This window comes from Streptomyces sp. NPDC056987 (assembly GCF_042673865.1).
Taxonomy (GTDB): Bacteria; Actinomycetota; Actinomycetes; order Streptomycetales; family Streptomycetaceae; genus Streptomyces.
Window position 1 is genome coordinate 1 of the sequence record NZ_JBHURV010000067.1, and the last position, 24,737, is coordinate 24,737.

General features: G+C 70.0%; 25 protein-coding genes. 16 read left to right on the forward strand and 9 right to left on the reverse strand.

What is annotated here, in order from left to right; all coding sequences use genetic code 11:
• Positions 1-127 precede the first annotated feature (127 nt).
• The 3 genes from ACFTZC_RS40575 to ACFTZC_RS40585 all read right to left on the reverse strand — a co-directional run bounded on the left by ACFTZC_RS40575 (position 128) and on the right by ACFTZC_RS40585 (position 2,544).
• A complete protein-coding gene (locus ACFTZC_RS40575; protein WP_382898971.1) occupies positions 128-310 on the reverse strand; it encodes a hypothetical protein in 183 nt (60 codons plus the stop codon).
• Positions 311-426: 116 nt separating this feature from the next.
• Positions 427-1,221 carry a DUF4097 family beta strand repeat-containing protein gene (locus tag ACFTZC_RS40580; protein WP_382898973.1) on the reverse strand — a complete coding sequence of 265 codons (795 nt, stop codon included), beginning with the start codon at positions 1,219-1,221 and terminating at the stop codon, positions 427-429.
• Positions 1,222-1,848: 627 nt separating this feature from the next.
• Positions 1,849-2,544: a hypothetical protein gene (locus tag ACFTZC_RS40585; protein ID WP_382898975.1), complete on the reverse strand. Its 696-nt coding sequence runs from the start codon at positions 2,542-2,544 to the stop codon at positions 1,849-1,851.
• 164 nt (positions 2,545-2,708) lie between these two features.
• On the opposite strand from ACFTZC_RS40585, the gene ACFTZC_RS40590 reads away from it, so the two are divergent.
• The 6 genes from ACFTZC_RS40590 to ACFTZC_RS40615 all read left to right on the forward strand — a co-directional run bounded on the left by ACFTZC_RS40590 (position 2,709) and on the right by ACFTZC_RS40615 (position 9,894).
• Complete coding sequence (locus ACFTZC_RS40590) at positions 2,709-4,019, forward strand: GNAT family N-acetyltransferase (protein ID WP_382898977.1); 1,311 nt, start codon at positions 2,709-2,711, stop codon at positions 4,017-4,019.
• A 247-nt stretch (positions 4,020-4,266) separates the two neighbouring features.
• The gene (locus ACFTZC_RS40595) at positions 4,267-5,499 is read left to right on the forward strand and encodes an XRE family transcriptional regulator (protein WP_382898978.1); all 1,233 of its coding nucleotides are present in this window, start codon (positions 4,267-4,269) and stop codon (positions 5,497-5,499) included.
• A 272-nt stretch (positions 5,500-5,771) separates the two neighbouring features.
• A complete protein-coding gene (locus ACFTZC_RS40600; protein WP_382898980.1) occupies positions 5,772-6,083 on the forward strand; it encodes a helix-turn-helix transcriptional regulator in 312 nt (103 codons plus the stop codon).
• An 816-nt stretch (positions 6,084-6,899) separates the two neighbouring features.
• Positions 6,900-8,414, forward strand: coding sequence for a transcriptional regulator (locus ACFTZC_RS40605; protein WP_382898982.1), 1,515 nt, complete (start codon positions 6,900-6,902; stop codon positions 8,412-8,414).
• Positions 8,415-8,423: 9 nt separating this feature from the next.
• On the forward strand, positions 8,424-9,302 hold the full coding sequence (locus ACFTZC_RS40610; protein ID WP_382898984.1) for a DciA family protein: 879 nt from the start codon (positions 8,424-8,426) through the stop codon (positions 9,300-9,302).
• A 268-nt stretch (positions 9,303-9,570) separates the two neighbouring features.
• Positions 9,571-9,894 (forward strand): hypothetical protein, encoded by a 324-nt coding sequence (locus ACFTZC_RS40615; RefSeq protein WP_382898985.1) that lies wholly within the window; start codon positions 9,571-9,573, stop codon positions 9,892-9,894.
• 86 nt (positions 9,895-9,980) lie between these two features.
• On the opposite strand, the gene ACFTZC_RS40620 is transcribed toward ACFTZC_RS40615, so the two are convergent.
• Positions 9,981-12,650: an ATP/GTP-binding protein gene (locus ACFTZC_RS40620; protein WP_382899026.1), complete on the reverse strand. Its 2,670-nt coding sequence runs from the start codon at positions 12,648-12,650 to the stop codon at positions 9,981-9,983.
• Positions 12,651-12,942: 292 nt separating this feature from the next.
• Here ACFTZC_RS40620 and ACFTZC_RS40625 point away from each other — a divergent pair, with 292 nt between their 5' ends.
• Positions 12,943-13,233, forward strand: a complete 291-nt coding sequence (locus tag ACFTZC_RS40625; RefSeq protein WP_382898987.1) for a hypothetical protein — start codon at positions 12,943-12,945, stop codon at positions 13,231-13,233.
• Here ACFTZC_RS40625 and ACFTZC_RS40630 read toward each other — a convergent pair.
• Both ACFTZC_RS40630 and ACFTZC_RS40635 read right to left on the reverse strand, forming a co-directional pair.
• Positions 13,209-15,038: a zeta toxin family protein gene (locus tag ACFTZC_RS40630; RefSeq protein WP_382898989.1), complete on the reverse strand. Its 1,830-nt coding sequence runs from the start codon at positions 15,036-15,038 to the stop codon at positions 13,209-13,211. The genes ACFTZC_RS40625 and ACFTZC_RS40630 overlap by 25 nt on opposite strands.
• 97 nt (positions 15,039-15,135) lie before the next feature.
• Complete coding sequence (locus ACFTZC_RS40635) at positions 15,136-15,408, reverse strand: hypothetical protein (RefSeq protein ID WP_382898991.1); 273 nt, start codon at positions 15,406-15,408, stop codon at positions 15,136-15,138.
• A gap of 125 nt (positions 15,409-15,533) precedes the next feature.
• Here ACFTZC_RS40635 and ACFTZC_RS40640 point away from each other — a divergent pair, with 125 nt between their 5' ends.
• The 5 genes from ACFTZC_RS40640 to ACFTZC_RS40660 all read left to right on the forward strand — a co-directional run bounded on the left by ACFTZC_RS40640 (position 15,534) and on the right by ACFTZC_RS40660 (position 17,524).
• The gene (locus ACFTZC_RS40640) at positions 15,534-15,794 is read left to right on the forward strand and encodes a hypothetical protein (protein ID WP_382898992.1); all 261 of its coding nucleotides are present in this window, start codon (positions 15,534-15,536) and stop codon (positions 15,792-15,794) included.
• A 126-nt stretch (positions 15,795-15,920) separates the two neighbouring features.
• The gene (locus ACFTZC_RS40645) at positions 15,921-16,457 is read left to right on the forward strand and encodes a hypothetical protein (protein WP_382898994.1); all 537 of its coding nucleotides are present in this window, start codon (positions 15,921-15,923) and stop codon (positions 16,455-16,457) included.
• 193 nt (positions 16,458-16,650) lie between these two features.
• Positions 16,651-16,947, forward strand: a complete 297-nt coding sequence (locus ACFTZC_RS40650) for a hypothetical protein (RefSeq protein ID WP_382898996.1) — start codon at positions 16,651-16,653, stop codon at positions 16,945-16,947.
• 56 nt (positions 16,948-17,003) lie between these two features.
• Complete coding sequence (locus tag ACFTZC_RS40655; protein WP_382898997.1) at positions 17,004-17,279, forward strand: hypothetical protein; 276 nt, start codon at positions 17,004-17,006, stop codon at positions 17,277-17,279.
• Positions 17,276-17,524: a hypothetical protein gene (locus tag ACFTZC_RS40660; protein WP_382898998.1), complete on the forward strand. Its 249-nt coding sequence runs from the start codon at positions 17,276-17,278 to the stop codon at positions 17,522-17,524. The genes ACFTZC_RS40655 and ACFTZC_RS40660 overlap by 4 nt, the downstream gene beginning before the upstream one ends.
• Here ACFTZC_RS40660 and ACFTZC_RS40665 read toward each other — a convergent pair.
• Positions 17,515-17,763, reverse strand: coding sequence for a hypothetical protein (locus tag ACFTZC_RS40665; protein WP_382899000.1), 249 nt, complete (start codon positions 17,761-17,763; stop codon positions 17,515-17,517). The two genes, ACFTZC_RS40660 and ACFTZC_RS40665, sit on opposite strands and share 10 nt — an antisense overlap.
• Positions 17,764-17,841: 78 nt before the next feature.
• Here ACFTZC_RS40665 and ACFTZC_RS40670 point away from each other — a divergent pair, with 78 nt between their 5' ends.
• Together ACFTZC_RS40670 and ACFTZC_RS40675 are read left to right on the forward strand one after the other, a co-directional pair.
• On the forward strand, positions 17,842-18,303 hold the full coding sequence (locus ACFTZC_RS40670; protein ID WP_382899001.1) for a hypothetical protein: 462 nt from the start codon (positions 17,842-17,844) through the stop codon (positions 18,301-18,303).
• A 341-nt stretch (positions 18,304-18,644) separates the two neighbouring features.
• On the forward strand, positions 18,645-19,823 hold the full coding sequence (locus tag ACFTZC_RS40675; RefSeq protein WP_382899003.1) for a hypothetical protein: 1,179 nt from the start codon (positions 18,645-18,647) through the stop codon (positions 19,821-19,823).
• Between the two features lie 484 nt (positions 19,824-20,307).
• On the opposite strand, the gene ACFTZC_RS40680 is transcribed toward ACFTZC_RS40675, so the two are convergent.
• Complete coding sequence (locus ACFTZC_RS40680; protein ID WP_382899004.1) at positions 20,308-20,763, reverse strand: hypothetical protein; 456 nt, start codon at positions 20,761-20,763, stop codon at positions 20,308-20,310.
• A complete protein-coding gene (locus ACFTZC_RS40685) occupies positions 20,760-21,554 on the reverse strand; it encodes a DUF4231 domain-containing protein (RefSeq protein ID WP_382899006.1) in 795 nt (264 codons plus the stop codon). Before ACFTZC_RS40685 ends, ACFTZC_RS40680 begins: the two co-directional genes overlap by 4 nt.
• Before the next feature lie 363 nt (positions 21,555-21,917).
• Here ACFTZC_RS40685 and tap point away from each other — a divergent pair, with 363 nt between their 5' ends.
• Together tap and tpg are read left to right on the forward strand one after the other, a co-directional pair.
• The gene (gene tap / locus ACFTZC_RS40690; RefSeq protein ID WP_382899008.1) at positions 21,918-24,110 is read left to right on the forward strand and encodes a telomere-associated protein Tap; all 2,193 of its coding nucleotides are present in this window, start codon (positions 21,918-21,920) and stop codon (positions 24,108-24,110) included.
• A gap of 3 nt (positions 24,111-24,113) precedes the next feature.
• A complete protein-coding gene (gene tpg / locus ACFTZC_RS40695; RefSeq protein ID WP_382899009.1) occupies positions 24,114-24,671 on the forward strand; it encodes a telomere-protecting terminal protein Tpg in 558 nt (185 codons plus the stop codon).
• Positions 24,672-24,737: the final 66 nt, after the last annotated feature.

Consider the following 24,737-nt stretch of genomic DNA (forward strand, 5'->3'; position numbering starts at 1 on the left):
TGCCTGTCTGCGGCGCCCGGGACTCTGACCTCCCGGGCGCCGCGCTGCGTGGTGCAGGGGCCGGCCGGTCCGGCGCCCATCACCGGCGCCGCGCCTCAAGGGCGCGGTTCCGGCGAAAGGCGCCAGCTCAGGCGGCGGGCTGCTCCAGGTTGTGAACCTTGACGGTGAGGTCCTGGATACGGTCGGCGAGCCGCGTCCGCTGAGCGCGCGACAGGCGTGTGCCGATCAGCTGTGTGCGGGTCGCGGTCAGCTGGTCCTGGGCCTGCTGGAGCGGCGTGCGGGGGTCTCGCGGCATCGGGATCGTCGTCACGGCTGGTTTCCTCCAGGTCATCAGTGGGACCGAGCGGGTGAGTGCCTCCACGCTCTCCACCGCTCACCGGCCTCGCCCGGAGCGGGAGACCGGTGAGCGACTGGGCAACGTGTGGGTCAGGACTTCTTGACGGTGCCGTTGCCGGCCGATGCCTGGACGTTCAGGTCGCCGCGGTGGCGAACGCCGTGGAGCTTGACGCTGCCGTTGCCCGCCTTGGCGACAATCCGGCCGGTGGCCGCAGGCGCGACGGTCAGCGTGACCGAGCCGTTGCCCGCACGGAGCCGCGCCTCGCTGCCCTCGTAGTTGTCGACCTTGACGCTGCCGTTGCTGGCCTCCGCGTCGATCCACTCGGTGACGGTGCCGACCTTGACGGAGCCGTTGTCCGCCTCGGCCTCGATCCGGCCGACAGTCTCGGCTTTGACGGAGCCGTTGGTGGCCACGGCCTTCAGCGCGGCAAGAACGCCGTACGTGTGGATGCTGCCGTTCTCACTGACGTACTTGACGGCCGACCCGGCGGGCAGGGTGACGAGTACCTCGACACCGGTCGACCCGACGACCGTCCCCCGGCCGCCGTAGTTGCTGAAGGTGACGCCGTTGATCTGCACGCTGGAGTGCCTGTTTCCGCTGACGAAAACGCCGCGGTTGAACGTCTGCGCGGTGGGCGGGACGACGATGGTCAGCCGCTCCGCAGTCTGGTGGATGCGGGTGTCCTTCACGGCCGTGGCGGCCGGCCCCGTCGGGTCGTCGGTGCGGACCTGGACACGTGCGACGGTCGCGGCCGGGTCGACAGTGACGCGCACGACGCCGTCCGGGCAGGTGATGTCCGCCAGGACCGGCCCGGTGTGGCCGTCGGAGCTCGTGAACACGCGCTCCGGGTTGTTGTCCTGCTTGATGAGCTCGGTACCGATCATCGGCAGTTCCTCCGTGGAAGTGGGGTGTCGGACACGGGCAGGCGGTGGGATTCCCAGCGCTCTCCACCGCTCACCGACCGCCCGAGGGCGAGCGGTGAGCGACTGGGCAGCGCAGGGCTGCAAAACAGGGGGCGCGGCCTCTGCCGCCGCGCTGCTCGCCTTGCCGTACTGGAGGGAGGCGAGGTGCCCTCGGTCCCGACGCGGCTCCTCGCCTCAGCTGGGACCGGGTGCCGAGGGTCTGGGAACATGTCGCGTCGTTCTTTACGTCGTGGGGGTGCCGGCCCTCCGTGCTCGCCATCAGTAATGAGCACCCGGTTGGTACTGCACCGGGCCGCCCCAGGTTCTGAGCGCCTGATGGGTCGTGGCACGTGCCGACTGCCACCACCAGGGGTAATGGCGCCTCACGACGGGTTTCCACTCACCCCGGCCGGTGCGGTCACGGCCGGTACTGCGGTGGTGGATCACGCTATGCAGTTCTCAAGGAACGACCGCTGCCTTTCCATCCCGACCCGCTTGCGCGTTTCGGAGTCCGGGCGGTGTAGGGGACCGAGGGTCCGGCTCCCACATCCGGCGCCGCCGCCAGGGCGGTTCCGGGTGGAGGAGCCGGGTCCGTAGACCCGGCTGGAGCTAAGCCGCGAGCGAGGCGGGGACAGCACGCATGTCGACGCGGACCGTGCTGGGCACGCAGAGTGCGGCGCGGATGTCATCAGCCGTGGCAGGCCGCGGGCAGAAGCCCTGGCCGTTGAGGATGTAGTCGAAGTGACCGGCAGCGGGGCACCCGCGGCAGACCGAGTCGTTGTTGCCATTGCGGACGTCGTCCGACCGGTACCAGTGGCCGCGCTTCGTCACGGTGACGAAGACCTGGTCGATGACCGAGTCAGCGGGAAAGCCCTCCGCGTCACGGCGAGCGGTGTACCAGGCATCCGTCCCGCACGCGCGGCCCTCGATCCGCTCCACCACAACCGGGACGGGCCGCAGCTGCGCGGCGTAGGGGAGCAGGACGTCAACCAGGCGCTCGCGGACCAGCTCGGTGACGGCCGGGTCGGCGGCGACGATGTCGCGGGCGGCCTGCATGCGTGCCCGGCGGGCGGAGTCCGCGGCGATGAGCGCGTCGAGGAACTCCTCCCGGCCCATCTCGCCGGTGACCTGCTCGTGAGGGAGGAGGCCGGCCTCGTGCATGTCCAGCGGAGTACCGAAGGCGACATCGAGGTCGACGTCGCCGAAACCCGGCAGCTCCACGTCGATCGCGTTCAACAGCGTCTGGGTCTCCGCGTCGAAAGCCTCGGTGGCGAGGCTGGCAGCGGGGCGGTGGACGACGTTCATGGGTGGTGCTCCTTCCGAGGACAGCACAGGTGAACTAGGCCAAGTAGATTGACTACTCAATGCCCGGCGCATTGAAGATTGCACGGAGTGCTACTCCGGGTCAAGCCCCAAAAACGGGATCAGCTAGATTGACTACTCATTGCTTGCGGAGGTAGACATCTCCTATGGCAGTCAGAGGCAGGGCGCGCGCCCTCTACCAGCGCATCGCGGACGAAATCCGCGATCAGATCATGGACGGGACTCTTGGCGCGGATGCCCGGCTGCCCACCGAAGGTGAGATCGCAAGCAAGTGGGAGACCACCCGGTCCACGGCCGTCCAGGGCCTGAAGGTGCTGGTGAACGAGGGGCTGATCGTGAGTGACCGCCCCCGCGGCTACTTCGTTCGCAGCCGCCGGCCGATGGTCTACCGTCCGCAAGGCGAGTTCCGAAAGCGCCCCCTGTCCCCCGAGATGGACGCTTTCCTCACTCAGATGTCGGAGGAAGGCAGGGAGGCTGGCCAGCAGATCGATGTCGCTGTCGAGACCCCCAACACCCAGGTCAGCGAGCGTCTCCAGCTCGGTCCCGACGAGTTGGTCGTGGTGCGCCGCCGGATCCGATTCGTGGACGGCGTGCCATACAACACCAACGACAGCCACTTCCCGCTCGCACTCGTGCAGAGCAGCGAAATCATGCGCCCCAACGATATCGCCCGCGGCGCAAACGTGGTGCTGGCCGAACTGGGCTGCGAGCAGGTCCGTGCCCTGGACGAGATCCACGTGCGCATGCCCACCCCGGCCGAAGCAGACCGGCTTCAGCTCGGGCCCGGCACCCCGGTCGCAGTACACCTGTGTACCGGCTACACGCAGGACGGCAAACCGGTGCGCACCGTGGTCAACGTGTTGCCGGGCGACCGACACGTCATCACCTACGAACGCATCCGCCCGCAACTGGGCACCGAGCCGACGATCCGGCTGGCCAAAGAGCGAGATCTCCCGATCGTCGTGGAACTGTGGGAACACGCCGCGTCCTGGCTGCGCGAGCGCAGTATCGACCAGTGGCAGTACGCCCCGCACGAGGACAGAATCAGGGCGAACATCGCTGCGGACGAGTGCTGGATCGTAGAGGTCGACCGGGCCCCCGTCGCCACCATCACCGTGGATCAGCACGCGGACAGCGACTTCTGGGATCAGGACGAGGCTGCAGAACCCGCCCTCTATGTGCACCGCATGGTTGTGCGCCGCGACGTAGCTGGCCTCGACCTCGGATCGGCCATGCTCGACTGGGCATCCCTGGCCGCAGCAGCCCAGGGGATGACCTGGCTTCGTCTGGACGCTTGGCGCACCAACGACGGCTTGCAGACGTACTACAGCGACCGCGGCTTCACCCACGTACGTACGGTCGAAGCGGAAGGTCGGAGCAGCGGTGCGCTGTTCCAGCGCCCCGCCGGGCACGTTCGTGGTGTCGGACCGGAGATCCATGACGCCGAGGCGCCCTGACGACGATGACACGTTCCCCCCTGGAATCCGAAACATCGGCGGACGACACACACCGTGCTCGGGTCCTTCCACTACGGAAAGTGACAAGTGGGGGTGACATTCAGAATGTCACCCCCACTTGTCACCTCCGCGCAGTCCGGATGCCGTGCCATGCTCGGCCGCAGAAGGGCCAGCTTCCGCTCTGCGGGCATCGCCCCGTCAGACGACAGGCTGTGGCCACCAGACCGTACGGAGAAGGGGACCGGCGATGGCTGACGAGCGTCCTGACTGGGCTCGCCGAATGGTGGAGGAGCGCGCGGCGCGTGACTGGTCGCAGGCCGACGCCGTACGTGCTCTGGTGGTCCGGCTTCCCGACGACCAGGTCGTGAGCGAGCTGGACCTTCTCCGGCAGTGGAAGAGGTGGGAGGCCGGCGACGCGCAGCCGGTGAAGTACAGGTCGGCCATCGCTCAGACCTTCGGGACGACCACCGGGGCCTTCTTCCCCGAGCGGTCTCGCCGCGACGGCCGCGCAGAAATCTTGCAGGTCAGCGGAATGGACACCGTGGACATCATCGCGCGGTTGCGTGCGTCGGACGTCGACGTCGCGACGCTGGACGCGCTGCGGATCACGGCAGACCGGCTGTGCTGCGAGTACGCGTACATGCCCGCCGACCAGCTGCTCCTGGAGGGCAAGGCATGGCTCGCCCGCGTCGTCGGCCTCCAGCACCAGCGGGTCAGCCTGGCGCAGCACCGCGACATCATCGCGCTCGCCGGGAAGCTGTCGCTCTTGGTGGGCTGTGTCGAGTACGACTCCGGGCGCCCGCGCGACGCGGAGGCTACCCGGCAGGCCGCGCTGATGCTCGGGCAGGAGGCTGGAGAGCTCAGCGTGCAGGGGTGGGCGCACGAGATGAGGTCGTGGTTCGCGCTGACGCGGGGCGACTACCGCGGAGTCCTCGCGGCCTCGGAGGCTGGCATCGCCGTGGCGCCCAACGAGAGCGTCGCCGTACAGCTGTACGCGCAGAAGGCCAAGGCATGGGCCCGGCTGGGGGACAGGGCGCAGACTGAGGTGGCGCTGGACCAGGGGCGTCAGCTCTTGGAGCGCATGCCGTACCCAGCGAACATCGAAGATCACTTCGTCGTAGACCCCGCCAAGTACGACTTTTACAGGATGGATGCGCTGCGGAAGGTCGGCGAGAACCGACTCGCGGAGCAGTTGGCGCGCGAAGTGATCCGCGCAGGCACGGACTTCGACGGAACGGAAAGGTCACCCATGCGGATCGCGGAGGCCCGGGTCACGTTGGGCGTGGTCGCCGCCCGCGAAGGAGATCTGGACGCCGCACTCTCCTTCGGGGAGCGGGCTCTCACGGGTAACCGACGGTCGCTGCCGTCGCTGGCGATGGTGTCAGCCGACCTCGGTCAGGCCCTCCAGTCCCAGTACGCGCACGCGTCCGAGGCCCAAGGGTTCATCGCCCATCTCCGCGAACTGCGAGGTGGCCGGTGAGGGGACCGGTCTTCGCCCGGGGGTCGCTGACGCCGCCGTCTCCGACGGTCACGTCCGGTTCGAGCAGTGCGGCGATCCGCTGCGTCCGCTCGGGGGTGATGGCGTTCACCTCCACGTGCACCCCGTCGAAGTGGCGCCCTGTGACAATGAGCCCGACGCTCCGTCCTACCTCCTTGGATGTGCACAGCCCTGCCGACGTGGCGTTCAACGGCGACAAAGATCACCCACGTCGTGTATCTTTCAGTGGTCTATCGATCAAGAGGGGTTGTGCTATGTCCGAGCCGGACCGCTTGAAGCAGGTCGATTCCCTGCTGGACGGCCTGGACGATGTCCTGCCCCCGCCGCGCGTGCGCGCCCAACTGCGCCTCGCGGCCGGCCTCACACAGAAGGACGTCGCAGACGCTGTGGGCGTGAAGCGCGTCGCGGTGGCGCGCTGGGAGCTGGGGCAATCCCACCCCCGACGCCCACATCGCGATGCCTACATGCACCTGCTCCAGCGGCTCGCAGAGCGCTTCCCCGAGGCCGCCAAGCTGGATGAAGGCAGCGCGACGCCGGCCTCCGAAAGGGGGATCGGGATGACCTAACGGCCATCGGCCGCGCGCACCAAGAAGCGGACTACCAATCCGCTGGCCTCGCGCGGCCCGTCTACCGACCGGCTTACCACCGTGTCGGTCGCTCAGGTCCCGGTTCCAGCCGGTCCTGAGCAGCGGCTCACCTAGCCGCACATTTCCAAACCCGGCCCCTTACCAGGGCCACCACCGGCCACTAACCACGGCCACCACAGCCAGATCAGTACCGATCCGCGTCACCCGCGGGCCCCCACCACAGGGGCTTCGCGGTTCAGCAGAACCGGGAGGGGAGGAGAAATCTCCCCCCGCCCGGTCGGCATCCGCCCGCTTCTCGCGAAGGGGGCGGTACCCGACACATCCGCGCATCTGGTTCAGCCGGGCCCGAGGGCTCTGGTCAGTCCAGCTACATGGAAGGCAGGTCGTTCCCATAGTGCCCGAGAGTGGCGCCCCCTGTCAGCTTGACCCTGTCCGTTTCACCCCGGTTCGGCCGTGGCGGCCTTCCCGTGTGACGGGATCGTCGACTGATTCATCCACTTTTGGGCACTTCCTACCGGAAGAGGGATTTCCGGTAGGAAGCTACAAGAGCAGCGTTTTCGGGCCGGGTTCGAAGAGCGCCCTCGCGGCGTCGGGCGTCCCGCTCGTGCGCCCGCTCGCGGAGGTCGCCAACAACTCCGACAACGGCGGCGGCCGCGAGGTCCTGGTCCCGTGTGACGGACCGAGTATCAAGGTTGTTGGCCGCCGTGCGGGAGCACCGACTGGCCAAACTCTGTCCACAGGTGGCCTGCGCGAGGCTGCCGGGATGATCTCTTTCTCGTTCGTCCGGGTGGGCCGGTGAGCGTCGTGGCGGCGTCGGCTGCCGTGATGGTGCCCGCACCGCGCCCGGCGGTCGATGACGCCGACGCGGTCGTCGTGCTGCCCGGTCTGTTCGTGCCGGAAGCGTCGCAGCGGCTGTCGGCATCGTCGGGCCGGATCGCAGGTGAGGGTTACTCGTGGATGCAGGCGGTCCACTGGGTGGCCGGGTCCGGGCTCTACCGGCCGCGGCGGCACCGCTCGCACGGTCCGCGCTCCTTCGGTCCGACGACGGTGCGCGTTGCCCAGGAGCTCGCGCAGCTGTTCCCGTGCCGTCCGGGGATCGCCTACCTGGTGCGCCGTACGGGCCTGTCGGAGCGGTCGGTGGAGTACCACCTGGGGATGCTGCGGGAGGCCGGGCTGCTCGCGTACATCGTGAAGGGGACCCGGATCCGCGGTGAGTCCGCGCAGGCGTCGGAGTTCGCACGGATGATCCCGCCGGAGTTCGATGCCGCTCTGGGGATCCGTACGGTGCAGCGCGATGAGGCGGCTCCGGCGTATACGCGGGCGGTGTCCGGGATCGCGGAGGCCGGCCGGGAGCTGATGGCGAAGCTGGCGAAGAAGGCCGCGCGGAAGGTCCGCAAGCCTCGCCCGAAGAAGCCGGCGAAGGCCCGGGCGGGGGGCGCCCGGAGGGGTGCTGAGCAGGGCTCTGTGACGGCTGTTTCCGGTGAGGTTCGTTGCACCCCAATGCAGGTCGGTACCTCAAGTGTTGCTGGTGCGGGTGATACTTCCTTCCCCCCTGAGAGCAAGCTCGCAAGCGGGGAAGCCACGTCCCCCACCCCGAAGAAGCCTAAGGCCAAGGCCGGTGGCCGCCGGAAACTCAACACGGTGGGCCGCCGCTTCCAGCTGGCCCGTGAGCTGATCCGGGAGCTGGACTGGCTGCGCGGCTGCTCGGTGCCCCGGATCGCCTGGGTGGCCCGGACCGTCGCTGATGCCGGATGGACCGTGACCGAGGTGAAGGGGTGGCTGCACCTGCGCGGCGAGGCGGGCCGGGTCCGCCGCGGCTCGGGCCTGCTCGCCGTGCTGCTGGCCGACGCGGAGACGGTCCTCGACACCCCGGCCAAGAGGGCCGCCGCGATCGAGCAGTGGCGCGGTGCCCAGGAAGCCGCCCGCCGCCACCGCATCCAGCAGGTCCGCGACCGCGCCGAGCGCTTCGAGGGCGACTGGGACGCGCCGACCAGCCGCGCAGTTCACCGGGAGGTGGACGCAGCACTCGCGCAGGTCAGGGACGTGGCGAACGGCGGCCGCCACCAGGCCCCGGACGACACCGCCCACGACCAGGCCCTCGGGGCGGAGCCGAGCGAACAGGAGCTGGCGGAGCTGCGCGCTGTCGCCTGGGGCCAGTACATGGCGGGCCAGACGGACCTCGTCATGACTGCCGTGCACGCCATGGGCCCGGACGCCGCCACACGCCTCTATGGCACCGACCTGGTGCAGCACGCCCGGCGGATCGCGAGCGGCTCCCACAGCTCGTGGATGACCTACGGACACCGGTAGGAGACCGACATGACCGAGCAGACCACCCCCACCGAGCCGACCACCACCAGCGGCGACGGTGCCTCGCAGGCCTCCGGCGTCGACCTCGCCCGGCTTGCTCTGCAACAGGCCCGGCTGGCCGCCAGGAAGAACGGCAGCGAGGCCCGCGCCCCGCGCCGGCGTCGTCTGACCACCGGGAAGCGGGACGGGCGCGAGCCCTCCGGGTTCGGCACGGTACTTGCCGGGCTGATGGCCGACCGCGCCTGGGAACTCCCCGCCGCGGGCGGCCGCGTCCTCGAGTCCTGGCCCGACATCGCCGCCCACGTCGCCCCGCAGCTGCCCGCGCACGTCGCGGCCGCCGCCTTCCACCCGGAGACCGGGCAGCTGGACCTGCGCCCGGACTCACCCGCCTACGCCACCCAGCTCCGCCTCATCACCACCCGGATCATCACCACCGCGAACAGCACCATCGGCACCGACGCGGTCCGTACCATCCACGTCCTGCCCGTCGGCTCGACCACCCTCGCGCCCCGCACAACCGACGCCGCCCCGGCGGGTGCGGGCGCGGCCACCGCGGCGGCGGAGACCAGGAAGCCGACGTGCGAGGGCTACCACCGCGCGCTCGCCGCCCACCGGGCCGCCGCCCCCGTACGGGTCGTCGACCCGGCCATCGCGCAGGCGGCGGAACGGCAGGCCGCCGCACTCCACGCGCAACGCGAGCGCGCCTTCCCCGCCGACTTCACCGCCCCCGATGACGCCCCGACACCGATACAGGACGGGCAGGCCGAACACCGCCGCCAGGCCGACGCCTCCCACGCCCGGGCACTGCTCCGGGCCCGTGCCGAGCGGGCTCGTCACGACGGCACAGCGCCCTCGTTCCGGTCGGATCCGTTGCGGAGCACGGCGTGAAGGGGGTTCGGGGTCTGCGCGCGAGCACAGGGCACGGGGTGATGTCCGCAGGTCACCGATACCCGGAGAACGCGGTGGGCAGGGGTGGTTGGATGGCCGGTGCCAAAGCCGGTGGAGGTTCGTTGAGCATGCCGCTCCGCTGTCCGGCGGGAGCGGGCCGGACCCCGAACGCCGGGCGACGGTTCTGGAGTGGCTACCGCCCCTCTGTGGTCTCTGCGAGAATCGGAGGCGCGGCCTGGCCGCTACACGACTTCCGGGAGCCGAGACCGTGCCTGAAGACCCCATCGCTCAGAGCGAGATTGCCGCGCTGACCCGCCGCTACGAAGACGCCGCGCAGAAGAACGACCGCGAGTTCGGCATCGTCAAGAGCGACCTGACCGCGGTGCGCCTCCAGGTCGGCAACCTTGATCAGAAGGTTGGGAACCTGGACGACAAGGTCGAAGGTCTGGCCACTCTGGTCGGACACCTGGACGAGAAGATCGACGGCCTGGCGGCGCGGATGGACAGTTTTGCCACCGAGCAGCGCGCCGTCAACGCGACACTGACCGAACTGCTTTCCAGTCTCGTAGGCAGGGATCCCGGCCGAGGCTGAGCTTTCCCCGCTTCCATAGCCCTGTAAGGGTCCGCCACAGCATCCGTGGCGGACCCTTCTGCCGTTGCGCCAGAAGGGCACTGACCTTATGCCCCGGGGAGCAGATGTTCGCGTCGGGCGGTGACCAGGGTGCGCCAGCGGTCGCGGGTTTCCTGTTCGGTGTCGAGCCAGCGGGCTGGTGAGGGGGCGGGGAGGGGGAGGTCGGCCATGAAGTGGGTGAGGTCGGTGTAGTAGGCGTAGTCGCCGGAGTGGGTGCGTTCGCGGAGCCGGGCGATGGTGGTGGCCAGCGCGGCGCGTTCGTCCTGGACGGCGTGGTGGAAGCACAGTGCCAGATCGAGGGTGGCTTCCGTGGAGGTGAGCCCGGCGACCCGGATGTCGGTGCGGAGCCGGCGTGCGCGGTCTTCGACGTCACGGGCGCATCCGGCGTCGCGGACCAGGGCGGCGATCTCCGTGGTGAAGGTCGTGGCGCGCAGATCGAGTCCGGTGAGCAGCTGCTGGGCGAGGTCGAGTTCGTCGTCGGCGCGGGCGGGGTCGGTGAAGGCGAGCACGAAGGCGCGCTGGGCCTGGGCGGTCGCCCGTTCGCCGGCGACGCCGTGCTGTTCGGCTTCGACGCGGGCCCTCTCGTACGCGGCGGCCGCGCGGTCCATGTCGGCCTGGACCCACCACACGTCCCCCAGGACCCGCTGCTGGCGGCCTTCCCAGCCAAGGGTCCGGGCGGTTTCCAGGGCGGTGGGGAAGTCGCCGGCGAGTCGCGCCAGGTGCGCGAGGCCGCGGCGCGCGGCGGGTGCGAGCCGGCCGCCGCCGTCGGCGACCAGTTGCATGCCGCGGCGGGATGCGTCGCTGCGTCCGAGGTCGCGCTGGGCTTTGGCCTGGTAGTAGACGGCCATCTCGTGGAGCTCGGCAGGCAGCAGCCGGGTGTCGGTGACGGCGGTGAGCCGGTCGACGGTGCGTTCGCGGTGCTCGTGCTGGCGCCGCGCGAGCGCGCTGAGCGTTTCGACCAGGGCGTCGGCCGGTGTCTCCAGCTCCGTCTCCGCGCCCGCGGCTGTCCGTACGGTCGGGGCGGGCGGGGCGAGGGGCTCCCACACGGAGTCGCCGATGTAGGTCCAGGTGGCATCGGTGAGCCAGCCGAGATCGAGGCGGAAGTCGCGGGCGAGGGCCAGGCCCTGGCGCAGGCAGCCGACCAGCAGCAGCCTGCCCGGCGCAGCGCTGGTGGTCCACTGTTCCCCGAGCGCGGTGAAGGCACGGTTGGCGGCCGCCTGCCAGTCGCGCGGGGACCAGCGGTCGTCGGTGCGGTCATCGGCGGTACGGATCGTGGAGCGGATCAGCGCGTGGAGGTGGAAGGGCCACAGGCCGAACGGGTTCTCCCGTACGAAGGGCCGCTCCAGCAGCCGCAGCACCGGTGCTTCACGGTCGGTGCCCGCAGCCCGCGTGGCGAGGGGCACGTCGAAGGCGTCCAGCAGACTGACGGAGCGCAGGACGTGGCGTTCGTCCGGGGTGAGGTCGCTGAGGGTACGGGCGATCAGCGCGGGGAAGTCGACGTCGAAGTCCGCCGGCTCGGGGGTGTGGGTGCGGCGGATCTCCAGGAACCGCATCACCGCCAGGTCGAGGTGGAGCGGCAGCCCGTGCGACCGAGCAGTGATCACCGTACGCAGCGGTTCCTGGATGAGGGGCTGTCCGTCGCGGGTGAGCCGACGGGCGAGGTAGTCCTCGCAGTCCTCCGGGCTGAAGTCACCGATCAGGACCTGACGCCCGCCCGACGTACGGCCCCCGGGCCCGACGAGCCCGGCCGGCGCCGCGGGGCGGGGGTGAGGGAGGCTCGGAGTATCGAGGCCGGGCCAGGCCGCCGGGCCGGTCCAGTCGAGCTGGCCCTGGAGGCTGTCGTCGGCCCAGGGGAGGCGGCTGCGGCCGGTGATGACGAAGAACGCGTTCGGCATCAGCCACACCACCCGCTGAAGAAGCCGTTCCAGGTCACGGTGGGTCCGGTCACCGGTGTCTTCGAAGGTGTCGAGCAGCACCACCGGCACCACCCGCGTCCCGGCCGGAAGCCGGGCAAGCTCCCAGCTGAGGAGGTGCGGGTAGTAGGAGAGAGCGTCAATGTCGGGCTCGGCCTGGAGGAGGTCCGCCAGCCGCCGGCACCCGGCCAGCGCCCGCACTGACTGGCGGCGCTCGCGCAGCGCCCCGATCAGCGTGCCGGTCACCTCACCGAGGACGGAGCCGACCGTGCCGGGCAGCAGCAGCGCCGCCGCGACGTCGGCGAGAGCGGACTGCATCTGCTGCGGCAGCGCCTGCCCGAACCGCCCCGCCAACCCACCGCGCCGCAGATACTCCTCCAACGGCTCGCCGGGATGCTGGTGCTCCCAGTAGCGGCGCAGCGCGATGTCGAAGGCGGGCAGCGGCCGGCCCGGCCGGGCGGCGAGCGCGAGGCGGATCGTGAGGATCACGCGCTCGAAGTCGGTGCCGGCCGTCCGCGCGAGATCGATCCGTACGGGCAGGACCGCGGGGCTCTCGGGCCAGGCCGGCTCCCCCCACTGAGCGGGCCGCTGCTCCGTACTGGCCAGGGCGGCCTCCAGCTTGCGGGACAGGGTCGTCTTCCCGATCCCGCCCACACCGTGGAAGACGAGCACGTTGCGGCGGGGCGCCTCGAGGTCTTCGACGTCGAAGCCCGGTTCCGCGAGGTGGTGCAGGTGTGCGGTGAGCGCGTCGGCGAGGATCTGCCACTGGTCCTGCCGGTTGGTGAACGCCTCGTCAGCACCCATCCGCTGGTCGTTCGAGCTGAACAGCGCCCGCAGATCCCGGCCCGCACTCGCCACAGCCAACCCCCTGGTGATCACGTTGAACCCCTCAACCTACGTGGGGCCGGGGCTCTGTGGAGAAGCATCCCCTCGAAAGGATGGCGGGCACAGATGTTTGTCCGGCTGTCCCGAGGGGCGCCATCACAGTCCGTCGCGCCCGGGAGCCACCCTGGCAGTTGCCTGTACGGCGGTTGCCGGTCCGTTTCCTCGCGGCGGACAATGCCTCTTTCCTGTTCCGACACTGAGGCGGCTCCCCGTGCACGACCATCCCGACGCCCCCGGATTCCCGCGCCCTGAGGAAGGAGAGCACGGCGCTGGCCACGAGGTGGCGTTGCAGAGCGTGCGGGCGGTCATGAGCTGGTACCGGCAGGAAATCCACCGGGAACGGCAGGCCGGCCGGACGGCCGGGCCCCGGCTGGAAGAGCTGACGGCCGCCCTGCGGGAGTGCGTCGCGGACCAGCGGGCCCTGGAACAGGCCGGGCCCGAGGAAGCCGGCCGGATCGCCGCCCTCTACCAGGCCCGCTACGCCGCGCTCACCAAGGGATAGCCCCCGGCTCGGCCGCGCGGGACGGGCAGCAGTATCCCGGAGACGGCCGCCGGGGAGATCGGCCGCGGCCGGAGGCAGGTGGGCATCAGCGGAAGAGCCTGCGCGGCGATCTCCCGCAACTCCGGACGGTACTGCGGCAGCGCGGCCATCAGCTCCCGGTGCACGGAGAGGAACGCGCCGGCCTCCCGGGATGTGTAGGGGCGGTGTCGTTCCACGGCGAGCGCGAGGGCCGCCCACGCCCGTCCCTTCCACCTGCCCTCGGCGTCACGCTCGTTGCGGAACAGGGGGTGGAAGTCGCGCCGCAGTACCATCAGCGACGCGACAGCCGGATCTGCCTCCGCGCTGCGCACCACCTCGAACAGCGCCCGGTCACAGATGTCATGGCCGGCCTTCGACGTGAACCGGCCGGGCACACCGCTCTTGGCGGCCCGGGCGTAGCGGTGCGCGGTGCCCTGGCGGCTGTCCGCCGCCCGCACCGCCAGGACCACCAGCTCGATCCGGTACCCGTCCCGGGCGAAGGGCCGGGCGCTGCGCCAGAACTCCTCGACGCTGCCCGGAGCGCCCTCGATCAGGAGGTCACCGCGCCGCGCCCGTACGTGGGCTTCGGCCTGTGCCATCCAGTCCCGGTAGTCGGCCCGGATCGCCGCCCCCGCGCCGCGCGGGTCCTCCTGGAGGAGCTGGTGGTAGTCGGGGTGGTGCACTTTCATGTCGTCCCCGGACAGCCGGGTCACGCCGCGGCCGCTCATCGCGCGCTGCACCAGGTTGGCGGCCCGCCACTTCCCCGCGCCAGGCTGCCCCAGCACATACGTCACCACCGGCTGTTCCTGGGCGGTGATGCTGTTGAGGTAGGAGGGGACGATGAGTTCCTCAAACGTCCACCGGTGCTCCGTCGGCGACAGCCGGTGGTAGTCGACGCCCGGCGGCGTACTGCGGGCCTGCGCGATACGCCGTACCGGCTCCGCCAGGGCCGACGCCCGCTCCGCGTCCCGCTGAACGGCCAGGCGCCGGTCGGGCGCGAGGTCCTCACGGTGCACCAGCCGGTCGGCCCGGACCAGCCCCCGCCGGAACACCGTCGTCTCACGCGCGGTCCACGGCAGCCGCCGCCCCCTCACCAGCGCCGTATCCGCGCCCGGCGCCCGGCGCCAGCCCCCGGCAACGTGTTCGTTGCCGTACAGCACCTCGCCGGAACGCCGCATCACGGTCACCCGTTCGGCCAGCTGCTCGGCCTCGATGACGGCCAGGTTCGCGGGCAGCCGCGTCGCGCAGTGGTCGTGATTCTCCCAGGACACGTAGCCGCCGCCGGTGAGGAAGCGGTCCAGGACTCCGAACTGGCTCAAGGCCTCCGGGGTGGCAAGAGCTACGAGTTCGTTGCGTGCCCCGGCCCGCCGGTTCGCGGCAGACGTCGCGCGGAACTCCTCGATGTCGGCGAGCGCCGTCTCGACCACGGCATCGAACCGGTGCTCACGGACATACGCCTCGACCTCCGCCTGCCAGCGCCGCGTCTGCGGCCGCACCTTCACCCCTGCCGTGCGGACATCCGCCGCCAGGAGCCCGGCGTAGTGCCGGTGGGCCGCCTTGTACAGGTCGCTGCCGATCCGGACGGCACCGCCGCGGCGCGCCAGAGCAGCCTGCACAAGATCGGCTAGCCGGGTCTTCCCGCTGCCGGGCTGCCCGGCCACGAAGACCACGACCGGCCGGTCCTGAGGGACGGCCCCTTTCGTCGACATCGGCAGGATGATGCTCTTGAGCACGCTGTGGCTCTCCTCGGAGGGCAGAACAGCCGGTATGACGTCTCGTTCGCTCACCGGTACTCCTGGGCGGCCACGAACCGGGCCGCAGAGCCGGTGGCCACTCGCACCGTGCCTGGATCCGACCAGTGCGTCTCGTCTTGCTCCGTCATGACTACCTGCCCTTGGCGAGCTGGTCGACGCGGCCGACGGACAGGCCGATCTTCTCGGCGACCTTGGCGAGGGTGAGGGTCTGGCGGAGTTCGAGTACGGCCTGCTGCCGTACGGCCTTGAACTGCGCCAGGGGTTCGACGACGGCCTTGGTGAGGGCGTCGTGGAAGTCGCGGGCGGCTCTCTCCCGGGCGACGGGATCGGCGATGGCCTCGATGGTAGCGAGCGTCTCGGCGACGGCGGCGGTGTTGATCAGGTCGGTCGGCTTGGTGGTCATGGGGACGACTGTAGAGGCAACCGGAGATCTTTTTCTAGACCACCCTTGACATCTTTCTAGGGGGTCTATAAATTTGTGGATGTCAGCAGGAACCATGACAAATCAACAGAGGGTAGGCGATCAGGATGCCGAAGCTTTCCGCTGCCGAGACCAAGGTTGTCGGCGAGAAGGTCAGGACCATCGAGCTCACTCGCGAAATGCAGGCCCGCCACTGCTTCACCGGCGGGACCGGGGCTCTGGAAAGGGCCTGGCAGGAGGAGGGCAAGAAGACCTGCGAGATCGAGGTGGTCACCGCGCAGGACCGGTTCCGCACCGTTGAGGAGGCCCGCGAGTGGGGAGCCACCAGGGCGTTTGACCCCTGGACCGGACGGCAGATCGAACTCTGAGGCCCATGATGTGGGGCCCTCCCGAGGAAAGCGGGAGGGCCCCACGCCCAACGGACTGTACCGACCGCCTCCCCTCTCCGCCCAACAGGGCACCACCCGCCCCTGAAAGCGCAGCAGAGGAGAACGATGACCGCCTTCACCCGCAAGCCCGTCCACGACGGCTACGACGAACTCGGCAGCGAGAACACCCCCGGTGAGGACTTCCGGATCCTCGCCGACGGCCGCAGCATCGGCACGACCTGGTACTGCAGCGCCGACGGCATCCGCGACGGCGCACGCTGGGCATCCGACGGGCCGGCCGGACTCTCGATGGGGCACCGCATCCGCGAAGACGCCGAACAGGTCCAGACCGACGCCTACCTGGCCGACCCGAGCATGGTCATCGATCTCACCCCCGAGGAAGCCCCCGTACAGCCCGACCTCGCCCCGCTGCCCATGAGCTACGACCAGGCACTCGCCGAAGCCGAGCAGCACGGCGTATCCAAATGCAGCGCCCCGGCCCTGATGGCCTCGTTCTGCGAAGCATCCCTGCAACTCCTCGTCGGCGCCGTCGCCCCACAGCTCGTCTGGGAAGGAGCCCAGAAGAAACAGCTGACCTCCAAGGAACTGCTGCGCCTGTGCCACACCGACCCGATCGCGGTGTCCGAGCTCATGTGGCTCTGACATCGGCCGCCACCACCGACCCGCTGAGCCTGATCGAGAGGTACACCCCGAGCCCCCGGACACGCGTTCGGGGGCTCGAGGTATTGGTGTGCCTGTACGGAGTTCGCTGACAGGTACGGCAGCAACTCACTCGTTGCGGTGGCTCCTGCCTGATCGTGCCCACGCGGTCCGGGGCGGCCGTGAGACTCGCGCCGTGGCCGACACCAGAGAGAACACCCCCGAACGCCCCGACCCGGGCGGCGGGGCGAAGCCCCGCACCGGCGGGACGGCCAGAGCCCGCGGGAGGCGGCTCTGGCTGTGGCGGTGGGTACTCGCCCCGGGAACGAGCTGGCAGGCCCGTCGGCTGGCAGCGTCGTTCGGGCCGGGCATGGACGCCGATACCGCGTGGACGCTGGCCCGCCTCGCACGCCATCCCGACGAACGCCCTCACGCCCTGCACCGCCTGGACGGCGACGGCGGCAACGCCGCGGCGGAAAACCGTACGCCGTGAACCCCACACCTGCGCCGCGGGCGCGCGTACCGTACGGGGGAGGAAGGAGGGCCACCGTGGACGCCACCCTCAAGACCGTCGTCGCGGGCCGGCTCATCGAGCTGCCCGGCACCATCGCGGCCATCCGCGCCACCATGGACACCGAGCAGGCGGCCGACTTCGACCGCGAGATCGAGCACCTGCCCGCCGCCGACCTCCCCGCCGCCCTCGTGCGCTGGGCACTCGCCGGCACCGGCGCCATCGAAGAGGACGACGCGCTCTTCGAGCGCCTCGCCCGCGGCGAGGACATCGGCGCCACCGAGGCCGCCGCTCCCGGCTCGGAGGTGGCGTGAGCCGCCGCTACCGCCTCCAGTACGCCCCACCCGCCGACCAGGCCCGCCACGCCATGCCGCCCGCGCTACGGGCCGCCTTCGACGCCGGGATGCAGCGCCTGGCCGCCGCCCCGTACGGTCTGGATTCCACGGCGATCGACAAGGACGACGACCGGCGCCAGGCCGTGGTCGCCGACGCGGTCATCCGCTACTACGTCAGCCAGGACGTCCTAGTGGTGACCGTTGTGCGCGTCGTCTACGTGTGACTCGCGTCGTCGGCCAGCCGGGCGAGCCGCTTCGTCTCCATCTCCAGCTCGTACCGCGACACCCGGGCCTCCGCCGCATGCTCGGTGACGGCCAACTGCACCTCGTCTGCCGCATCCCGCCACGGCCGCCAGCCCTCCGGGGTGTACGCCTCCCGCGTCGCCGCCCGGCGCGCCGCGTTCGATACGCGCTGGAGCTCGATCAGACGGTCGGGAACCTCGGGTCTCTTCTCTTTCGCCACGGGCGGATCGTACGCCCCGGGCTCCGCGGTGCGACGAGGGGCAGCGCGGGAAACGAACGTCGGCCTACAGTCGGTGTCATGACTGCTGATGACCCTGACGACAGCCCGCTAGCCCGGATTTCCGCGCTGGTCGTGACCCCCTGGTCCCATCCCGCTCCGCCCGCGGGGGTGGACCTGGACGCCACGTGGCAGATCCCCGCGGGCGAGATCCGGATCCCGCACCACAACCGCACCCTGCGGGAGATCCACGCTGCTCGCGAGCGGAACAACGTGCGGGTGACGGCGGAGGACCGTGCGGCAGAGACGACCACGGAGATCCTGGCCTGCCCGGCCTGCCAGTGCCAGGAGCTCCAGATCTGGGGACGATGGGGGCACCCTGCGGACATGGTCTGCTCGAGTTGCGGCCACGGGTGGCGCCCGTACGCGGACTCCCCGGAGTGGGGCGTCCTCGCGATGAAACACTCGATCTGCCGAGCGGTCGAGGTAGGTGCGGTCGAAGTGGCTGAGCCCGGTCGTCACCCACAGCACGGCGACACCTGAAATCCGGCAGCTGGCACGAAGCAGCCTGAGGAACGCACGGACTCATCGGGCGCCAGCGACGCCGGGCCTGGTGCTGGGAACACGGCGGTCGCCATCTCCAGAACGCTCTCGTGGCGCTCGCCGTCGTCCTCGGCTGGCAGTAGGGGCCGCACGGCTGGGAGCGCCGGACCGCCGTACGGTAACGCCGTGAAACCTGCTGGAAGCAGAACCTACGGCAGCAGGCCGGCATGAGCAGGAATGCCGAGAAGATCTGTCGGCGGGCCTCGCGGAACGCCGTTGCGGTGTCGTGGGCCGGCGGTAGCGTTCATCTGATCGGATACCGGTAAGGGGAGGGCGTCGTCGTGCTGTTTCCTGATTTAGCCAACCTGCCTGATCTCACCGCGCACGAGGCAGGAGCACTGCGCTCCCTGCATGTGGCGCAGACGGAGTTGCAGCACTCGTACGAGTCCGCGCTCGCTGCCAGCGGACGTGCTCAGCGGACCCATGAGATCGCGGAGATCCACACCGAAGGCCAGCCCTTCACTCACCATCCGGAGGCGCTGCTCTCCCTCGGCCACTTCGCCGCGGCCTACGAGCGGGAAGTGGGCATGCTGGCCTGGCGCTACGTCGGCGCGGCCATCGTGCTGGGCGTCACGGTCCTCGACCGGCTGGTGCGGTGCCGACCGCCGCTGACCGAGGCGGCCGTGACCCGGCTGTGCGACGAACCCACCCTGGGCGAGCTGCGCGCCGCGCTGTCGATCCGGCACACCCGCCTGTTCCTTGCCCGCCCCCATAAAGAGCGGCAGGAGGCGGAGGACCGCCGCCAGATGGCGATGAGAAGCATGGAGGGCATTTTCTTCAACGTCGCCGCCGTCCTGGAGCGCAGCGAGAACGATTCCGGGATCGAGGCCGCCCGGCTGGCCGAGGTCAATCCGCCGAACATGGACCCCTTCTACGAGAACATCCTTGAATACCTGTTTGCCCTGGCCGAGCAACTGCCCTACGAAATCAGCTGGTACCTGAAGCAGCCCGGAGCACGGACCCCCGCCGGGGGCAGGCCGATCACCTCGCTGCGCCATGTCCTGGACTGCGGTGCGAGCGCCACTGCGGTCCGGCAGGGTCCGGAAACCGGAGCCGGCCCGGCCTGGAGGGTGCACCTGTGCCCCGCTCACGCCGAAGCGCTGCCCGCGTGGCCCGGCCCGCTCACCCACAGCAAGGTCCCCAAGCTGGCGTGCGGAACCGTGTACGAATACCGGATGCCTGTGGAACTCCTGTGCTCCCACGCTGATCTGTGGCTCACCGACCTGTCGGGACTGCCCCGCGAGGTGTTCGACGGCGACTGGACCGAGGCCCTGGAACGGGCTCACGAGGTCCTGGAGGCCCGGCTCGTCGAAGACGGTAAGACGGACACCGAGGATCCCGGCGTGCTCTCTGACGTGGTGATGATGACCGGCATGGCCCACGATGCCGCTGCCGAAGGCAACATCCTCCAGGCCGCCACGTCTCTGAGCTTCGCGGAGACCCTCGCCCTCCGGCTCTGACCCCCTGTGCTTCGCTGGCCTCCTGCGTGACCTGCGGCATCCGGCGCGGAACGTTGTACCGCAGCCACGTAGGTTGCTCCGGAGCCGCGGTGCCGGGGTCGCCGTGGCGAGCGCCACGGCGACCGGAAGTGCGATGGCCCCCGTCAGGAGCCGTGACGCTTCTCGTTCTCGTTCCGCGCGCCGGAGGACTGGGCCCGCGGTCCGAAGTCCGTCTTCGCGGACCGGCTCGACGTGTTCTTGTCCGCTGCGGCCTGAACCCGGGAGGCGGCCTTCGGAGTCATCGGTGTGTGTTTTCCTCCGCTGCTCTTCCTGCTCATGCAGATCACCTCTCCTGTCATTGTCCGGCCGGTGGCCCGTCCCAGCACCCCCGGTGCGTACCGGGCCGGGCCTCCACGGCTGCTGGGAGCGCCGGACCGCCGTACGGTGGCGCCTCGAACCCTCGAACCCCGGTACCGGCCGTACGCCCGAGCCGCAGGCCGTCGGCTTACCTCTGGTCAGTTGGTCCAGGCCGCCGCTGCTGGACAACCAGCGAGGTCGATGGCACGTCCGGAGGGAGCGCCCATTCGGTGACGTGCAGGCCCGCCAACTCGATCAGTTCCTCCGGGATTCCCAGCAGGTGCAGTGGGGTCCGGTTGTGACGGGTCAGCCAGGCACGGCGTCGCTGTTGTTCCTCTGTATTGAGGTGCGCCCACACATCGACCATCACCCCAGGCGGCAGGCCGGGCGCGGGGTGGGTGTGCCGGCGCACGTAGGGCAGGTTTGCCGCGTCATCGGCGAGCGCGATCAGGCACCAAGCGGCTTGGTAGGACAGGGTGGATCCGTGGGCGGCCCTTAGCCGGCGGGCGCGCCACTGCCAGCGCGGTGCCAGCAGCCAGCGGACCGTCGTCAGCGATACGGTCCGCTTTCGGGAGCGGTTGGCTTCTTTTCCTCGGCCGCTCATTGTGACGACCGTTCGTCCTGCGAGGTGCTCTGCTCCAGCTGGATTTCTCGTTTGCGCTGCTCTTCTTTGATCTTTTCGACCGTTCCGGCATAGCGGAGGAGCCGAGGGTTCTCCTCCATCCCTTCATATTCGCCGAGCTGAAACCCGCTGGCGTTGTAATTCTTCTCGATGTCGTCTGCTGTCGACTGCGCGGTGGTGCCGCGCTCCCGGAACTTGAAGTAACCGGTGATTCCGGCGGATATTCCAACAAGCGCGCTCAAGGATGAGGCGAAAATCGACAAGAACTGATTGGAACCCTCATTCATTGCCGTGAGGGTAGAGACCGTGATCGACCCAGTGATGATGACCAGCTGGAATAAGTTGTGCACGCGTCTGTTGCGACTCGCCTGCGCCCGGTAGGAGGCGATGACATCAAGCGAGGCCTCGCGGTAGACACGTAGTCCCGAGGTCGTGTCAAGGGGCAGTTGAGCGGCTGCCGCCTGACGCGCTTGCAGCGCGGCACGTAAAGCACTCGCCTTTGTGGCAAGGGTTGCATGATTGCGGTACAGCCAGTATGCGCACGCAATCCATAAGACATTGACGATGGCTAGGGAAATCCATCGCGTGAATCCATCGCTCGCTTTCCATAGACCGACGATGACGGTGTATCCGAGAATTCCCGTCAGGGTCAACGAACCCGACAAGATCAGCCAGCCGATCCTCTGGAGCGTCTTACCCGCCCGCAGGTCCGCTTCTTTCAGGCTGAACTCACTGAACGCTTTTCTATAGCTCTCGTGTGGATCGGATGACAAGAGGCCCCCCGAATGAATGAACGAACTTCCGAAGGTACGGGGCGCAACGAGGGGGCTGCAACTGCGCGTTGTGATTGGTGAGGCTTTATGTGGCATGAGTCGTCTAAAGGAATGCACGAGATTTAAGAAGTTCCACGAGCAAGGACAGCCGTTGCCGTGCCGCCGGATCGAGTCCCCGCTGCTGCTCGCAACGCGCGGCGCGGCAGAGATGTGCAATGCCCAGCGTTTCGGCCCTGACCTGCGCAATCAGGCGTGCGCGGATCGCCCGCCGCGCGTTGCACTCCGACCAATGAGTGATTCGTGAGCGATTCAATGCGCGAATGGGGGCGCGATCGGGTATGATGTGTGTTGGAGGTGACCTCTGTGCCCACTGAGAACGAGCTGTTCAGCGCGGTCGATGCGCTGCTGGAGCAAGTCGCGCAGGACGATCTGCCGGCGCCTGCGGAGCGGAAGCGGCTGCGGGAGGCGGCGGGTCTGAGCCAGGCGCAGATCGCCACGGCGCTGGACGCGCGCCGGGAAGCGGTCGGGAACTGGGAGACCGGGAAGACGGAGCCGCGGCCGCCGAAGCGCGCCGCCTACGCCCGGCTCCTGGAGGGCCTCGCCGCCCGCTTTCCCGCACCGGACCCCGGTGCGCCCGCCACGGCCCCGACGCCGGTGGTCCCGGAGGCGTTCACCGGCCCGGCCCCGGAGCCGGCCTCGGCCCCCGCCGTACCGTCCTCCCGCCCGGCGGCGAACAGCACCACCAGGCCGTCGAACGCGTCGTCGCGGCGCCCGGGCGCGAGGAAGGCGGCGAAGAGCACGGCCGCCGTAGCCGCTGCTGACCCGCGCTTCGAGAACGGCCCGCTCGCGGTCATCGACGTCGACGAGGACGGGCAGGTGTCGGCGTACTGCATCGGCGGCCTGGTCCTGGACGTGCCCGCCAAGTCGATCCCGGCCCTCGTCGACTGGACGCTGACCGAAGCCCGCCTCGGTCAGGCCCGGCTGCACCGCAACGGCCGCGACGCCGACCCGATCCTCGTCCTCACCGCGGCCGCGCTGAAGCGCTACGGCCTGCCCGCCGCCCTGTCGGAGGAGGAGCGGCGCGCGGGCCGGCTCCCGGCCGGCCACAAGGTGGTCAAGCAGATCGAGCGGGCCGGACTCAAGATGAGCCAGCGCGGCTTCGGCCCGTGGGCCCGCGTCTTCCGCGACCCCGAGGGCTCCCGGCGCCGCTGCGTCCAGCTGTGCATCCTGCCCTGGAACGCCCTCGACGCCCGCGAGTGGGACAAGAAGGACAACCCGCAGCTGCCGACGATGCACCCGGCCGAACTCGTCCAGTACCTCGGCCTGTACGCGGCCCGAGTAATCACGCCGCGCGGCAGCACCGCGACGACCGGCCTGGAGCTGATGACCGCGCTGCGCCCGCCCACCCGCGCCCAAAAGGACGAGGCCACCGGCGCGTTCAAGCAGGCGTACAACGACGACGCGATCACCGCCAAGTACGACGTCGTGCCGTGCGAGGTGCCCGACGAGCACCCGATCCTGAAGGACGCGGGATTCGCCCGTCACCACATCCGCACCCCGGCAGAGATGCTGATGGAGGAGCCCTATGACTGGTGCCGGCCGCTGACCGACGAGGAGTGCGCCAACCCGTACCTGGTCGTCGTCGACATCAACATGTCGTTCGCCGCGGCCGCGAACAGTCTCACGGTCGGGCTGAACGGGCCGACCCACCTGACCGGCAACCCGGCCTTCGACCCGGCGCTGCCCGGCTCGTGGCTGGTCGACCTTAGCCACGTCGACCTGTCCCGCGTACGGGTCAACGGCCGCACGGTCGACGCCTCCCGGCTCCCGAGCCCGTTCACGCCGAAGGGCGACCACCCCGAGGGCCCGGCCTGGTACGCCACGCCCACCGTGCAGTACGCCGTGGAGCTCGGCTTCGACGTCGCGCCGATCGAGGCGTACGTCCGCACCCAGACCGGCCGCTACCTCGACTCCTGGTACAAGCGACTGCGCGACGCCTACGTGGACACGATGGCCGACATGGGCGTCACCACCGACCTCCAGGGCCAGGAGTTCCTCGAGGCGATGGCCCGGCGCAAGCAGACCGACCCGACGATGGCGCTCCTGGAGACCGCGATCAAGGCCACGGCCAAGGGCGCGATCGGCAAGCTCCGGCAGCGCAGCCGCGGGCAGGTGCCGTACTACGAGCACTACCCGGCGCTGGACCGGTGGACGTGGCGCCCCGACATCCGGGCCGCCGTGCTCGCGAACCAGCGCACCGGCCTGCACCGCAAGCTGATGAAGACCGCGGCCGCCGCCGACCTCTACCCGGTCGCGATCGGCACCGACGCCATCGTCTACCCCTCGCCCGGCCCGTCCCCGCTGGACGTCCTGCCGTACACGCCCGAGGGCAAGCCTGCGCCGGGCACGTTCCGGCTCGGGGTCTCGCCCGGGATGGTGAAGCACCAGGGCACCCAGACCGTCCTGTGGGCGGAATCCCAGTTCGAGGAGCGCGGCGGCGTCTTCAACATCTCCAACCTCATCAAGACCGACCAGAGCGCCGGAGAAGGGGAGTAGGCCGTGGTGGACTCGCTCGGGGACAGCCTGGACCGCGCGCTGGAGGGGGCGTTCACCCGCCGCATCCCGCAGAGCGCCCAGGCGCAGATGAAGTACCTGGTCAAGCAGCTCAAGGGCACCAAGGCCGCCGCCCAGGCGCTCGGGATCTCCCAGCGCACCGTGGAGCGGTACGTGTCGGGCAAGCTGAAGCGGCCCCGCCAGGACCTGCGCGGCCGCCTGGAGCGCGAGGTGAAGAAGAGGTGGCAGCCGCAGATCCGCGCGAAGGCGAGGAAGAAGGCGGCGTCCACGGGCGGGCTGGTCGTCTCCACCCGGGCCCGCTTCGGCTTCGAGGCCGCCGGCGGCACGACCGACGACGCCCGGATCCGCGACATCACCCAGGCCCTGCCGCCCCAGTACGCCGACCAGTTGTTCAGCGCCCGCGAGCAGGGCGCCACCGAGGACCAGCTCCTGCAGATCGCCGCCGACGGCCTGGCCCGGATGTACTTCCGGGCGAACAACTCCCGGGCCCACGGCCTGGGCGTGGAGTTCACCGACGTGGAGCGGCTCGAAATCGAGCTGTGATCACCCGCCCGAGACGAGGGGCCCCGAACCGCGCGCCGGTTCGGGGCCCCTCCCGTATGCCGCCGC